The sequence below is a fragment of the Ruegeria sp. ABV3_008 genome, from assembly GCF_056161185.1.
Genome location: NZ_JBSWYP010000004.1, coordinates 311,080 through 324,048 on the forward strand (window position 1 = coordinate 311,080; position 12,969 = coordinate 324,048).

The 12,969-nt window shown below is 55.9% G+C and carries 13 protein-coding genes; 1 reads left to right on the top strand and 12 read right to left on the bottom strand.

Features of this window, described 5'->3' with window-relative positions:
- Window positions 1-99: 99 nt before the first annotated feature.
- Complete coding sequence (locus ACXAH8_RS10005) at window positions 100-663, top strand: flavodoxin domain-containing protein (protein WP_475217982.1); 564 nt, start codon at window positions 100-102, stop codon at window positions 661-663.
- Window positions 664-741: 78 nt separating this feature from the next.
- Here the strand turns inward: ACXAH8_RS10005 and ACXAH8_RS10010 are convergent, their stop codons facing one another.
- From ACXAH8_RS10010 to ACXAH8_RS10065, 12 genes are all read right to left on the bottom strand, one after another.
- Window positions 742-1,587, bottom strand: a complete 846-nt coding sequence (locus ACXAH8_RS10010; RefSeq protein WP_475217984.1) for a universal stress protein — start codon at window positions 1,585-1,587, stop codon at window positions 742-744.
- 88 nt (window positions 1,588-1,675) lie between these two features.
- Window positions 1,676-2,053, bottom strand: a complete 378-nt coding sequence (locus ACXAH8_RS10015; RefSeq protein ID WP_475217987.1) for a SnoaL-like domain-containing protein — start codon at window positions 2,051-2,053, stop codon at window positions 1,676-1,678.
- A 317-nt stretch (window positions 2,054-2,370) separates the two neighbouring features.
- Window positions 2,371-3,378: a LacI family DNA-binding transcriptional regulator gene (locus tag ACXAH8_RS10020; protein ID WP_170718277.1), complete on the bottom strand. Its 1,008-nt coding sequence runs from the start codon at window positions 3,376-3,378 to the stop codon at window positions 2,371-2,373.
- A 5-nt stretch (window positions 3,379-3,383) separates the two neighbouring features.
- Complete coding sequence (locus ACXAH8_RS10025; protein ID WP_475217990.1) at window positions 3,384-4,553, bottom strand: dihydrodipicolinate synthase family protein; 1,170 nt, start codon at window positions 4,551-4,553, stop codon at window positions 3,384-3,386.
- A gap of 4 nt (window positions 4,554-4,557) precedes the next feature.
- Complete coding sequence (locus tag ACXAH8_RS10030) at window positions 4,558-4,866, bottom strand: Dabb family protein (RefSeq protein ID WP_475217992.1); 309 nt, start codon at window positions 4,864-4,866, stop codon at window positions 4,558-4,560.
- A gap of 2 nt (window positions 4,867-4,868) precedes the next feature.
- Window positions 4,869-6,455: a GMC family oxidoreductase gene (locus ACXAH8_RS10035; RefSeq protein WP_475217994.1), complete on the bottom strand. Its 1,587-nt coding sequence runs from the start codon at window positions 6,453-6,455 to the stop codon at window positions 4,869-4,871.
- A gap of 16 nt (window positions 6,456-6,471) precedes the next feature.
- The gene (locus ACXAH8_RS10040; RefSeq protein WP_475217998.1) at window positions 6,472-7,230 is read right to left on the bottom strand and encodes a 3-ketoacyl-ACP reductase; all 759 of its coding nucleotides are present in this window, start codon (window positions 7,228-7,230) and stop codon (window positions 6,472-6,474) included.
- Complete coding sequence (locus tag ACXAH8_RS10045; RefSeq protein WP_475218000.1) at window positions 7,227-8,717, bottom strand: GMC oxidoreductase; 1,491 nt, start codon at window positions 8,715-8,717, stop codon at window positions 7,227-7,229. Before ACXAH8_RS10045 ends, ACXAH8_RS10040 begins: the two co-directional genes overlap by 4 nt.
- Complete coding sequence (locus ACXAH8_RS10050; RefSeq protein WP_170470396.1) at window positions 8,714-9,826, bottom strand: sn-glycerol-3-phosphate ABC transporter ATP-binding protein UgpC; 1,113 nt, start codon at window positions 9,824-9,826, stop codon at window positions 8,714-8,716. The genes ACXAH8_RS10045 and ACXAH8_RS10050 overlap by 4 nt, the downstream gene beginning before the upstream one ends.
- A 6-nt stretch (window positions 9,827-9,832) precedes the next feature.
- Entirely contained in the window at window positions 9,833-10,714 is an 882-nt protein-coding gene (locus ACXAH8_RS10055; RefSeq protein WP_068340098.1) for a carbohydrate ABC transporter permease, read from the bottom strand.
- Window positions 10,714-11,607 (bottom strand): carbohydrate ABC transporter permease, encoded by an 894-nt coding sequence (locus ACXAH8_RS10060; protein WP_170376146.1) that lies wholly within the window; start codon window positions 11,605-11,607, stop codon window positions 10,714-10,716. The genes ACXAH8_RS10055 and ACXAH8_RS10060 overlap by 1 nt, the downstream gene beginning before the upstream one ends.
- Before the next feature lie 101 nt (window positions 11,608-11,708).
- The gene (locus ACXAH8_RS10065; RefSeq protein ID WP_170551916.1) at window positions 11,709-12,947 is read right to left on the bottom strand and encodes an ABC transporter substrate-binding protein; all 1,239 of its coding nucleotides are present in this window, start codon (window positions 12,945-12,947) and stop codon (window positions 11,709-11,711) included.
- Between the last annotated feature and the right edge of the window lie 22 nt (window positions 12,948-12,969).

The window sequence follows — 12,969 nt, forward strand, 5'->3', positions numbered from 1 at the left end:
GCATGCTCCTATGAAACGCCTTTGATGGAGATCAAGGGCAATGCACGACACTTATTCATAATAAGCAATCTATTCAGACCGATTTATGGGAGGATCGGAATGACCTTACTCATCGCTTTCGCCACGGTCGAAGGCCAGACAGCGAAGATTGCGCGCTTTATCAGCAATGTCGCGAAGAATGCCGGTTTCGACGCAAAGCTGATCAATACCGACGAAATACCCAGCCACGTTTCACTTGACCATGTGGTCAAGGTTATTCTCCTAGCCCCTGTCCACGAGCGTAGGCACCCCAAGTCATTCGAGGCATTTGTCGCTTCAAATAGAGATGCCTTAGTGAAGCGAAAGACTCTCGTGCTTTCCATCGGTTTAAAGGCTGCTTTCGCGTCAGGTCGAGAAGAAGCCCGTGACTATCTTGACGAAATGCTTCTGCGAACAGGTTTTAAACCAAATGCGACGGCTTTGATCGCAGGCGCGGTAAGGCCCGAAAACTACGGGTATTTTGAGAGAGAAATTCTTAAGCACGTCGTCTTGCTCGGTCGAAAAATCGATCCACGAGAAGGGGCGCGGGAGTTTACGGACTGGGATGAACTAACGTCAATTGTAATAGAGTTCCTTGGCGAAAACGGTCGGGCAAACACGCTTCAACCTCAAGCAAACACTTAAAAAAAAGTTTCTCAAGTATTTACCGATGAATTTTAGTAGCTATGGCTCTCAGAAAGCCACAGTCGCCGGCTCAATTCATCAGTGTCCGAAAAGCACCGGTAGACTTGTCTGCTCCAACATTGCTTGCGTCGTGCCCCCAAAAACTGACTCGCGCAAATGGGAATGCCCATAAGCGCCCATAACAATGAGATCGGCCCGCGCTTCGCTTGCTCGTTCTTGAATGCAGTCTGCTATTGTATTCCCCCCGCACTGGAACTGCGAAACGGTCAAGTTGCAACCGTGGTGGCCGAGCCACTCAGCTAAGTCAGTTCCGGGCACACTACCTTCTAAGTCCTCAGGCGACGGCAAATCAAAACACCCAATTACAACTTCCTTGGCCGTCAGAAGAATGGGTAAAGCTAAATGCGTCGCACTAGACGCAGGCAAGCTGTCATTCCATGCCAAAAAAACGCAATCGCGTTGGGCATACGGATATCCATTAGTCATCAGAGCGACCGGCGAATGAAACAAAACTCCGCACGCGATTTTGTGAAATAAATCAGGATCTTTTCGCAATCCAGCGTCTAGATAAGCGATATCAGAGCATTTGGCTTGTTCTGCTACAAGTTGCTGTAACTCTGCTCCAAGTCCCATGAAGCAATTTACATTTGCCGATACGCCCTGCCTCTCCAGAAGCGCTTCAACTTCAGTGGCGCGAGACTTCAAGGAGGCATTTTTCGCGTGAAGAACGTCCAACCAGTTTGAGGGAAGACCCGCTTCAACGAACCTGTTTGATCCATACTTCAGGTAAGGCAAGTTTGGTAATGCCCCGGTCACTACGCAATTCAAGTGGTCGTTCTGGGTACGGGCAGATTCAGCGCTTTCCAAAATCGACGCGTCGTCAGCATCAACTCCTACATAATATGCCACTGTTCTGTGTTGCATTCCCGACCTCCGTCCGGAATTTAACTTTGCCCGAAAGCCGTGCGCACTGATTAAGCCAACAAATAGTCGATGTTGTTGGTCACTCTTCTCACTTCGGCAGCATGAAGAACTCTTCCAGCACAATCTTGCCTTCCGCCACCGAATACACTGCGATCTCGCGCAGGGTCATACGCTCACCCGTCGCCTTCTGAACCACTTCGGCTCTGAAGCGGACTCCAAAGCGGTTGGGTGGGTGGACATAAGGGCCATCCACTTCTAGTTCTTGGATTTCATGCGATGCCAACCAATCCTCTCTTTTTCCCTTGATGGCTTCGCGACCCTTTGAAACGCGGAATTGTCGAACCGGAGGCACAACGGCCTCTATCGACTGTGCGCTTTCGGCATACATTTCATCAACACTTCCAAGGCCCCGGCGCTCACGCATGGCCTGGACGAAGGATCTACCGATTTCAATCAACTCTTCCATGAATCCCCTCCCCTAGTTTGCCATTGAGTGTACCACTTCCTGCCCGCTCAATTCTTGACAAGGATCAATAAGCACACTGGTGGAAAGCCTCGGGACTCAAGTCGATGCCACGCTTGTGCAGCAGATCTTCGAGATTCCGAAGCGAGAGCGGCAAGCGTATGTATAACGTCACCGCAAAGCGGATGATCTCGGGACAAGATTCAAAGTATTTAAAAAAAGTCAGGTCTGGTTTTGGCAAAAGCTGCGCAACCGCCATGCCCCGCTTTACCAAAGTTCTTCTCACAAAACCTCTCGACAAAGGCTGGTATAGCCTCTTGTTACACCGTTTCTTTCGTAGTTTGCCTCAATACCAAGCGCGTTGTAGTTCGCGTGTGTTGCGCAGGCGCGACACCATCCTGCAACCACAGCAAAACAGTGTCCGCAACTTGTTCTCCAAACTCAGAGACGCCGCAATGTACTGTAGACAAAGCTGGCCAGCACTCTGATGCTTCCTTGATGTCGTCGAAACCGACAATCTGAAACTCCGTTCCAATTTTAACCTGAGTTTCATGGCAGGCATTGATCATCCCAAAAGCAACAAGATCATTGAAACAAACTGCGGCATCGCACGCAGGATGCTCCTTGAATAGGTGGGCCGTCGCTTCATGTCCAAATGATCGGCTGGATTCCCCTGTTTTCACAATAGGCTGCAAGTGGTTGTCTTTCATGGCACTGATATAGCCGGACAGCCTTTCCTGAGTGACTTCGGCACCATCCAGACCACCGATAAAGGCGATGTTTCGCGCGCCTGTTTCGATCAGGTACTGCGTTGCCGTGCGTCCACCCTCTGCGTAATCAGGGGCGATAAAGGGAAACCTGCCCGTTTCGCTTTCAACTTGTCGCAAGACTTGCATCAATGGAATGCCAGCTCGCTCTACCGCGGAGAGGGTGTTTGTGACATCGCCATAAGCTGGCGAAAGGATCAAGGCAGAAACACCGTGCTCGAGCATTGCGCCCACCACCTGATCCTGAAGTTCGGGGTCTTCGTTCGTGTTGGCCAACACAACCGCATAGCCTCGGGACCCCAGCGCCATTTGCAACGAAGTCGCAAACTCGGTGAAAAACGGGTTGGTTAGGTCGTTGATCACCAAACCTATTAGCGCCGTTCCCGTGGCTCGCAGATTTGCCGCCGATCGGTTGTAGACATACCCAATCTCTTTCATCGCGGTATGGACGAGCTTGCGTGTCTCCGGCTTCACCTGTGGGCTGCCCTGCAACACAAGGCTTACCGTCGACTTGGAAACGCCCGCAGAGTTGGCGACATCTATGATCGTGGGTCTTCGCATTCAGGCTATTGTTCAACTCCATGCAAGCTAAGAAGCGTGGTCATCCGTGCTTTAGCCAGTTCAGGATCCGAGAGTAAACCGGCCTGATCCGCCAATCTGAACACTTGCGCGTAGTGGCAGATGTCACGGCTGGATTGGAACCCACCCGGCATGATGAAATGAGACTGGGCTCCGTTCAGCCATGCCAGATAGGCAATCCCGGCTTTGTAGAACCGCGTCGGAGCCTTAAATATCTCTCGGCTGAGGGGAATAGTCGGTGCGAACAGCGCGTTGTAGCGATCCATGTCGCCCATTGCCAACGCCTCAAGCGCCTGGCTAGCGGCGGGGGCGATAGCAGCGAAAATGCCAAGCAGAGCGTGCGAAAAATGCGTTCCATCCCCGGCAATAAGATCGGCGTAGTTGAAATCGTCACCTGTGTAGAGGCGCACGTCGTCCGGCAGCCGCGCGCGGAAGGCTTCTTCATGTGCCTGATCAAGCAAGGATATTTTTATCCCGTCAACCTTGGCGGGATTCTCATTGATTAGGGACAGCACAAAGTCGCTGGCCGCGTCGACATCCGTGCTCCCCCAATAGCCCTTCAATGCAGGATCGAACATATCGCCCAGCCAGTGCAGGATTACTGGGTTCGCCGCGCCATCGATAAGCGCGCGGTATACATCATGGTAGGTGTCCGGACCCGCGTTGATCGCTGGAAAGGCGCGTGACGCCATCAGGATCAATTGCCCTCCGGCGGCTTCGATCGCCTCGGCTTGATGCTCGTAGGCTGACAGGATTTCACCTGCCGTGTTCAACGCGCTTAGAGGCAGGTGATCAGTCCCTGCCCCACAAGCCACCCGAGGCGACAACGGATGCGCCTGCGCTGCCTTCATTGTGCGCTGGATCAACTCCAACGCTGTCTCCCAATCGACGCCCATACCCCGTTGTGCAGTATCCATAGCTTCGGCCAGACCTAGCCCCTGATCCCAGAGCCCCTGACGAAAGTGCAGGGTCGCTTCCCAATCAACCGTGGGACGCCCATCCCAGGGATTACGTTCTGCCAGCGGGTCTGAAACCACATGAGCCGCCGCAAAGGCCGTGCGCGATAGAGGCACCTGCGGCGCACGCGGAACTATCGGCGTTCCGGTCAACGCATAGAGTTCCAGTTGCCCCTCAGGGTTTGGCAAAATCAATTGCATTGTCTCAAACCTCCAAATCCAGAACCAGAATGCCGTCGATGCCGCCCACAGCGTTCTCGACCAGTTGCGCGCCTAGCGCCTTGTGCGTTTCGTTGTTCTGATAGGCCTCCAGCGCGGCCCAATCGTCGAAATCGATCACGAACCCATGCATGTATCCGCGCTCGATCTGCTCGGGGCTTTCACTTCGGCCCCCGGTGAACCCGCTGGCTCCGGGAAGGGCCTTGGACACTTCTTCTAGGCCTTTGTAGATGGCTCCGATTGTCTCTTCGGTCACGTCGGCGCGGAATTTGGTCAGTACGATGTGGCGGATCATTTTTAGAAACCCAGATCTTGTTTGATCATGTCGGCAGCTTTTTCCCCGATCATGATTGTAGGTGCATTGGTGTTCGATGAATTGACCGTCGGCATAACCGACGCATCCGCGACGCGGAGCCCTTCGATCCCATTGAACCGCAGGCGCGGGTCCAGCACGGCTTCGGCATCGCTACCCATACGGCATGTTCCAGCGCAGTGGTGCGATGTTTTGGAATGTACGCAGATAAAATCGAAATACTCCTGCTCGGTCCGCACGTCCGGGCCCGGCAAACGTTCGGCCAAGATGTACGGCTTCAGCGCATCCTGTGCGAGGATGTTCTGCACCAGTTTCAGCCCCCGAATGGACATCTCGCGATCGTAAGGATCCGCCAGATAGTTGGGATCAATAAGCGGCATCACCGCAGGGTCTGAGCTTTGTAGCCGGACGGTTCCGCGTGACCTGGGGCGCAGGAAACAGGCGTTCAGCGTAACCCCGCCGTTGGGCATCGCCTCGACCCCAGCCTCAATGCCGGTACCAAGCCCCAGATGCATTTGAAGATCCGGCGAGAGCGCATCCGGGTCTGCGTACCAGAACCCACCCGTTTCAAACAGGCTGGACGCGACCGGTCCCTTGCGGGTGAAAAGGTATTGCAAGCCTGCGAAGGCTGAAAGGTGAAGCTTGGCGAAACGGTCGTAGGTGTGCGGGCCAGTCACTTCGCAAATCGAGTACAAATCCAAATGATCTTGCAGGTTCGCACCAACTTGAGGTTGGTGATAAACCGCGTCGATACCTAGATTGTCCAAATGATCCGCTGGGCCGATACCCGACAGTTGCAATAAGCGTGGCGAACCGATGGCACCCGAGGACAGAATGACCTCTTTCGCGGCGGAGATCTTGTCCCCGTTTATCATCTCGACACCAGTTGCCCTGCCCTTGTCCACCATGATGCGGCGGACCTGTGCGCCGGTGCGCACCGTCAGGTTCGGGCGGCTGCGGTTCGGAGCAATAAACGCCATCGCAGCAGAGGATCGTCGCGCATTGCGTTGGGTCAGCTGATAGTACCCCGCGCCATCCTGCTTCGCCCCATTCACATCGCGCGTTTCGGGAATCCCCACTTCCCCTGCAGCTTTGATGTAGGCATCGCAGATTGGCAAAGGTGCTGCGGGCATGGACACGCCCAGCGGTCCGCCTTTGCCGTGAAACTCGTCGTCGTATGTGTCGTTGTCTTCGGATTTTTTGAAATAGGGCAGCACGTCGGCATAGCTCCACCCTTCGCACCCCATCTGTCTCCAGTCATCGTAATCCTGAGCTGCACCCCGTGTGTAGATTTGCGCGTTGATCGCAGACCCTCCGCCGATCACCTTGGCCTGGGTGTAGTTGAAGACCTTGTTCTGCATGTGCTTTTGCGGAACCGTGGACCAGCCCCAGCTGCCGATACCCTTGGTCATCTTCGCGAACCCGGCTGGCAGGTGAAAGAACGGGTGACGGTCGGTGGAGCCAGCCTCCAGCAACAGCACACGCGCCGACGGTTCTTCGGAAAGACGCGCAGCGATCACCGAGCCTGCGGAGCCGCCCCCAATGACAATGAAATCATATCCTTCAGACATTCTTGTGTGCCCTGACTTACAGACGTGAAATCGACAAGCCGCCATCCACCGGGATGGCGGCGCCGTTCGCAAAGTGCATCTGCCCCTGAACCAGTGGGACGACGACGGACCCAATATCCTCGGGCGCACCCCAGCGCGCCGCAGGAACAAGACCGCCTTCGATTCGGTCGGTGTATTTGTCGCGCACGCCCGCCGTCATCTCGGTGGCGATAATGCCGGGCCGCAGCTCAAAAACGCCGATGCCATGCGGGGCCAAGCGTACTGCGAACAACTGAGCCATCATCGCTGCGGCCGCCTTGGACACGCAGTACTCGGCGCGTTCGATCGATACCATTGTCGCGCTGACAGAGGTGACAAAGGTGATCGAACGATAGGTATCTTGCGGCTGCTCCAACATGCGCCGGGCCACCTCCTGCGCCAGAAAAAACGCGCCACGCAGGTTGATGTTCTGCACGAAATCCCAGTTCTCGGGCTTCAGATCCAGCATGTCACCACGCTCCGGCGCCCCTACGCCTGCGTTGTTTATCAATGCGGTGATCGGGCCTAAATCGGCTTCGATCTGATCCAGTAGCGCCGGAACGTGATCAATGTCGGACACGTCGTGCTGCACATAGATTGCGCTTGGGCCAAGCTCTGCCAAAGCCGCCTGAACGACCGGTTTGTAGGGCGCTGAGCGAGAGGCTATTGCGACCTTGTACTCCGCCGCGATCAAGGCGCGCGCCACCCCGAGACCAATGCCCTGTTGTCCTCCGGTCACCAATGCTGTTCCGGTCATGCGGCGAACTCCGTTTCAATGATATGACGACCTGCCCGGAGTGCGAGTGCGGCTATAGTGAGAGCCGGATTCACTGCAGCAGATGTCGGAAGAACTGACGCGTCGACGATGAACAGGTTCTTGTGGTCGTGGCTGCGGCAGAACGTGTCGACGACACTGCTTGCCGGGTCTTTGCCCATCCGAGCTGTGCCGCATTGATGCGACGGAGTTTGCCGATCAAATGGTCGCGACAATACAACAGGAAACCCGGCCTGCTTCAGATGCGCCTTTAGCTGCGCAACCAAGGCCTCGTGCGCGGCCCAATTCGAGCGTTTCCAATCCAGCTTGATCTGGTCACCTTCGACCGTCACCCGGCTTTCTGGGTTCGGCAGGTCCTCGGACATAGCATAGAAATCAAAGCTGCGATTGGCGATCAGTGCTGCAATGGGACCCGGTAGATGGGTTTGCGACGCAAGGATCGGCCCAGTGATCTTTCCCAACATCTGAATGTTGCCCAAAGGCAAACCACCCTGCCCGTCGCTGTTGTAATAGTCGTTGAACATCAATGTCTTTTGATAGACAGCTCTGTTGCGACGCAGCGGATGAAGGGCCAGCACCGCCGAGCAATTGTGGTTCATGAAGTTCCGTCCGACCTGATCGGACCGATTGGCAAGACCGGTTGGACAATTGTCGTTCGCGGACTGCAGCAACAGGACTGAGGACTGTACCGCACCTGCCGCGAGCACGATGACCGTCGCACTAAGGGCACCGTGGCCATCAACCTCGACGCTTGTGACGCGACCAACGGCATCAGCCTTCAGTTTACGGACACGCGCGTTAGTTAAAAGTTCGACATTCTCGTGCTTCAATGCTTCGGTAAGCGCACAGGTTTCGGCATCCATTTTGCCGCCGCATGTATTGGGAAACGCATCCCAAGTTGTTTGCCCCGCCTGCAACCAGGTTTTGATATCCACGCCCAACGGCACTGAGGACGGCGTAAGCCCTGCTTGGCGTAGCCGCATCCTCAGGTTTGCAATATCAACCTCATCCGGCACAGGTGGGTGCGGGTAACCCCCACTGTGCGGTGGCTCGGTAGGATCTTCTTTGGTGGTCCCATGCGCGTCGTAAAGCTGTTCCGCGGCGGTATAATCCGGCTCCAGCTCTTCGTAGGGCATGGGCCAGCCGTGAGAGTAGCCACCCATATGCTGACGCGGCTCAAAATCTTCTTTCCGATAGCGTATCAAAGCTGCGCCGTAGAACTTGGAATTGCCACCAACGCAGTAGTAGTTTCCGGGATTGAAAGGCTCGCCTGCTCCATCCAGCCATGTTTCATCGGGGCGGAAGTGTCCATTGGCAAAGATCGCCCTTGGGTCTCGATCCTGTGGTGAGGGCTGCAACCACTCTCCTCGTTCAAGGATCAGAATGCGACGACCGGACGGAGCCAACGCGGCAGCCAGCGTTGCCCCCCCTATACCCGACCCAATGATTATGACGTCAGCCCGATTCATGGGAGGATCCGCATCTCGCTTTCGGGATCAAAAGCCACGGCTTTTTCCATGTTCACAGCAAAGTTGAAATCCTGACCCGGTGCGACTTCGGCATCTGAACGCATACGCGCGATTACATCTCGTCCCCCCAATTGCATCGAGACGAAGGTGTCCGATCCAGCGGGCTCCGTCACCACGATACGGTTGGTCATCTGCGCGATGTTCGACGACTTTCGATCCGCACCATCCATATCGGTGATAGTCTCTGGGCGGATTCCCAACAAGATCTCGCGCCCATCCCATGCGGCCAAGTTGTCTTGGCTGAACGGAAGTTGCGCCATAGATCCGTCGTGAACGGCGACCTCTGCATGGGGGCGGCCATTCAAAACCGTAACCTTGGCCGGTACCACGTTCATCGCAGGCGAGCCCATAAACGTTGCAACGAAGATATTCGCAGGCGTGTCATAGATTTCCTGCGGCGTGCCCAGTTGCTGAACATAGCCGCCGTTCATCACGGCGATGCGGCTTGAAAGCGTCATCGCCTCGATCTGGTCATGCGTCACGTAGACGATGGTGGTGCCGAGGTTCTGATGTAGCTTCTTGATCTCGGTTCGCATGTCGACGCGAAGCTTGGCATCGAGGTTCGAGAGCGGTTCATCGAACAGGAAAACGTCCGGGTTGCGCACCAGCGCGCGACCCATTGCAACCCGCTGACGTTGACCGCCCGACAACTGCCCAGGCTTGCGATCCAGCAATTGCTCGATCTGCAAGAGCTTGGCAACTTCTTGCATCGCTTTGTCGCGTTCAGGCTTGGGCACACCATGCATCTCAAGCCCGAAAGTGATGTTCTGCCCGACCGTCATATTGGGATACAAAGCATAGCTTTGGAACACCATGGCGATGTTGCGGTTGGACGGGTGCACCCCATTCATCACCTGGTCCTTGATGCGGATTTCGCCGCTTGTGATCTCTTCCAGCCCCGCGATCATGTTCAGCAGAGTGGATTTGCCGCAGCCCGAGGGGCCGACCAGTACCAGGAACTCACCCTCCTGCACCGAGATATCGACCTTGTGCAGAACCTCGACCGCCCCGTAGGATTTAGTCGCGTTGTCTATGTCTAGAAAACCCATGAGGTCTTATCCTTTCACCGAACCCGCCATCAGGCCCCGGACGAAGTATCGACCGGCCACGATGTAGACGAGCAGAGTTGGCATGGCCGCCAGAATGGCGCCTGCAAAATGAACGTTGTATTCCTTCACGCCGGTGGACGACTGCACCAGATTGTTCAGTGCCACCGTCATTGGTTGGCTGTTGGCATCGGCAAAGGACGCGCCGAACAGGAAGTCATTCCAGATGTTGGTGAACTGCCAGATGATCGAAACCACGGCGATCGGCCCGGAACTGGGCAGAAGAATACGCCAGAAGATCTGGAAGAACCCGGCACCATCGATCTGCGCTGCCCGGATCAGCTCGGTCGGGAACACCGCGTAATAGTTGCGGAAGTACAGCGTGGTGAAGCCAATCCCGTAGACAACGTGGACAAGCGCAAGACCCCAAGTGGTGCCAGCCAGCCCGATTATGCCCAACATCCGCGCCATTGGGATCAGAACAATCTGGAACGGGATGAAGCAGGCAAACAGCATCAGCCCAAACAGGATGGTGTCGTATTTGAAGCGCCATTTCGTCAGTACGTAGCCGTTCAACGCCCCAAGAATGGTCGAGACGATCACCGCCGGAACCACCATCTTGATCGAGTTCCAAAAGTAAGGCTTCAGCCCTGTCGGATCGACACCGATCTGCGCCGAAGACCACGCCTTGAGCCACGGCTCAATCGTGAACACCTGCGGCAGGTTCATCATGCCGCCGCCGGTGATCTCTTCCAAAGGCTTCACCGAGTTCACCAGCATGACGTAGAGCGGCAGCAGGTAGAACAGACCGAACAGAAGCAGCACCAGATAGATCAGCGTGCGTGTAACGCGGCCCGTTCGAATTGCGGTATCCTGAGTAGCTTGAGACATCAGCGTTTCTCCCGCAATTCGGCGTAGAGATAGGGGATCATGATCGCCGCGATGGTCATCAGCATGATCGTGGCCGAGGCCGCACCGATCCCCATCTGGTTCCGTGTGAAGGTGTAGGAATACATGAAGGTCGCAGGCAGTTCGGTTGCGCGACCGGGTCCACCCCCGGTCAGGGCGATGACAAGGTCAAAGGTCTTGATCGCAAGATGGCTGAGGATCACAAAGGCCGACAGGAAGGCTGGTCGCAGTTGCGGGATAATGATCCGGCGATAGAGGTTCCAGTTCGAGGCCCCATCCATTTGCGCGGCCCGCAGAATTTCATTGTCGATCCCACGCAGACCGGCAAGAAACATTGCCATTACGAAGCCGCTTGTCTGCCAGACGGCCGCTAGAACCACCGTGTAGATGGCGTAATCACGGTTTTTTATCCAGTCGAACTCGAAGCTGGTCCAACCCCATGTGTGCATCACGTTTTCCAACCCGATGCCAGGGTCCAGGAACCACTTCCAGGCTGTACCGGTGACGATGAAGCTCAGAGCCATCGGATACAGGTAAATCGGGCGCAGCAACCCTTCGCCGCGGATTTTCTGATCAAGGAAGATCGCCAGACCCAGGCCTATACAGGTGCAGATCACGATATAGAGGCTCGCGAAAATCCCCATATTGATCAACGAGGTTTCCCAATGGCTCAGTCGCCACAGTTTGTCGTAGTTTTCCCATCCGACCCATCCAAAGGACGGCAGGATGCGACTGTCGGTGAATGACAGGTAGACCGAGAACAGAATGAACCCGTAGACAAATACCAACATCATCGCCAGCGACGGTGACAGGACCAGCTTGGGTATCCAGTTCTGAAGGCGTGTCTTAAAATCCGCGTCGGCTGAAGCAGCCATGGCGCGCCCTCCTCGTTCGAGTCGTGTTAGATCGGAGCTTTTGCGCCCACTTGGTGACAGGGCGGCCAGACTGCCGCCCCATCGGGAGGATCACTTATGGATCACTTGGCGATCGAAACGGCGTCAACCAGTTCGGTCACAGCATCTTCGCTGCCGTACTCGCCGTTAAAGTGAGCGGTCACAACGTCATAGACGGCGTTCTTGACTGACGCAGGCGCGGCATGTCCGTGTGCCATCGAGCCGAACAGGTTGCCTGACGAAGCCGCGGCAGCCAAATCTTTCATGCCCTGCTGACCACAGGCATCCAGATCACTGCCGTCAACGTCAGTCCGCGCGGGCACCGAACCCTTCACCTTGTTGAAGGCGATCTGGAAGGATGGCGACAGGATCGCACTGGCCAGCGCGGCTTGCTCGGCCGATACCGTACCGCCCTGATCAAACATCATGAACTGGTCAGCGTTGAAGGTGACTTGATCCTGAGTACCCGGGAAGCGGAAGCACAGGAAGTCCTCACCCGGCACTTTGCCTGCATTCAGGAATTCGCCTTTGGCCCAGTCACCCATCATCTGGAAACCGGCTTCACCGTTTATGACCATTGCTGTCGCCAGGTTCCAGTCACGACCCGAGAAGTTCTCATCCACGTTGTCACGGATAAAGGCCATACGGTCGAACGCTTCTTTCATCGCGTCGCCACCCAGCGTTTCCTCGTCCAGGTCGATGAAGGCCGCTTTGTAACCGTCAGGCCCCAGCGTCGACATCGCGATAGCATCGAACACAGTCGCATCTTGCCAGGCCTGACCACCATGCGCGATCGGAGTGACGCCAGCAGCTTTCAACGCCTCAACCGCTGCGACGAATTCGTCCCAGTTGGTGGGCTGTGCAATACCGTTGGCGTCCAGCACCGCTTTGTTGGCCCAGACCCAGTTGGTCGAGTGTACGTTCACAGGTGCCGAGACCCATTTGCCGTCATGCTTGGCGAAGGCTTTCAGCGCATCCGGGACGACGTCATCCCAACCTTCCTGGGCTGCCACTTCGTTCAGATCGGCCAGCGCGCCCTGATCGGCCCAGTCCAGAATGTCAAAGCCCAGCGCCTGAACGGCTGTCGGAGCGTTGCCTGCGGTGACGCGTGCGCGCAGAACGGTCATGGCCTGCTCACCACCGCCACCGGCTACAGGCATGTCGGTCCATCCAATGCCCTGTCCGGACAGATCGTCCTTGAGAACGTTCAATGCTGCGGCCTCACCGCCAGACGTCCACCAATGCAGAACTTCCACGTCTTCAGCGTGCGCAAGGCTGGTCGTGCACAGTAGACCTGCTACAAACAGCGATTTTGTCTTCATAAATTTACGCATTCTTGTTTCC

What these genes read in the sequence shown, in the direction of transcription:
- ACXAH8_RS10005 (WP_475217982.1), top strand. Translation starts at nt 100, where the DNA reads ATGACCTTACTCATCGCTTTCGCCACGGTCGAAGGCCAGACAGCGAAG.
- ACXAH8_RS10045 (WP_475218000.1), bottom strand. Translation starts at nt 8,717, where the DNA reads ATGAATCGGGCTGACGTCATAATCATTGGGTCGGGTATAGGGGGGGCA.
- ACXAH8_RS10030 (WP_475217992.1), bottom strand. Translation starts at nt 4,866, where the DNA reads ATGATCCGCCACATCGTACTGACCAAATTCCGCGCCGACGTGACCGAA.
- ACXAH8_RS10025 (WP_475217990.1), bottom strand. Translation starts at nt 4,553, where the DNA reads ATGCAATTGATTTTGCCAAACCCTGAGGGGCAACTGGAACTCTATGCG.
- ACXAH8_RS10060 (WP_170376146.1), bottom strand. Translation starts at nt 11,607, where the DNA reads ATGGCTGCTTCAGCCGACGCGGATTTTAAGACACGCCTTCAGAACTGG.
- ACXAH8_RS10055 (WP_068340098.1), bottom strand. Translation starts at nt 10,714, where the DNA reads ATGTCTCAAGCTACTCAGGATACCGCAATTCGAACGGGCCGCGTTACA.
- ACXAH8_RS10015 (WP_475217987.1), bottom strand. Translation starts at nt 2,053, where the DNA reads ATGGAAGAGTTGATTGAAATCGGTAGATCCTTCGTCCAGGCCATGCGT.
- ACXAH8_RS10010 (WP_475217984.1), bottom strand. Translation starts at nt 1,587, where the DNA reads ATGCAACACAGAACAGTGGCATATTATGTAGGAGTTGATGCTGACGAC.
- ACXAH8_RS10065 (WP_170551916.1), bottom strand. Translation starts at nt 12,947, where the DNA reads ATGAAGACAAAATCGCTGTTTGTAGCAGGTCTACTGTGCACGACCAGC.
- ACXAH8_RS10020 (WP_170718277.1), bottom strand. Translation starts at nt 3,378, where the DNA reads ATGCGAAGACCCACGATCATAGATGTCGCCAACTCTGCGGGCGTTTCC.
- ACXAH8_RS10035 (WP_475217994.1), bottom strand. Translation starts at nt 6,455, where the DNA reads ATGTCTGAAGGATATGATTTCATTGTCATTGGGGGCGGCTCCGCAGGC.
- ACXAH8_RS10050 (WP_170470396.1), bottom strand. Translation starts at nt 9,826, where the DNA reads ATGGGTTTTCTAGACATAGACAACGCGACTAAATCCTACGGGGCGGTC.
- ACXAH8_RS10040 (WP_475217998.1), bottom strand. Translation starts at nt 7,230, where the DNA reads ATGACCGGAACAGCATTGGTGACCGGAGGACAACAGGGCATTGGTCTC.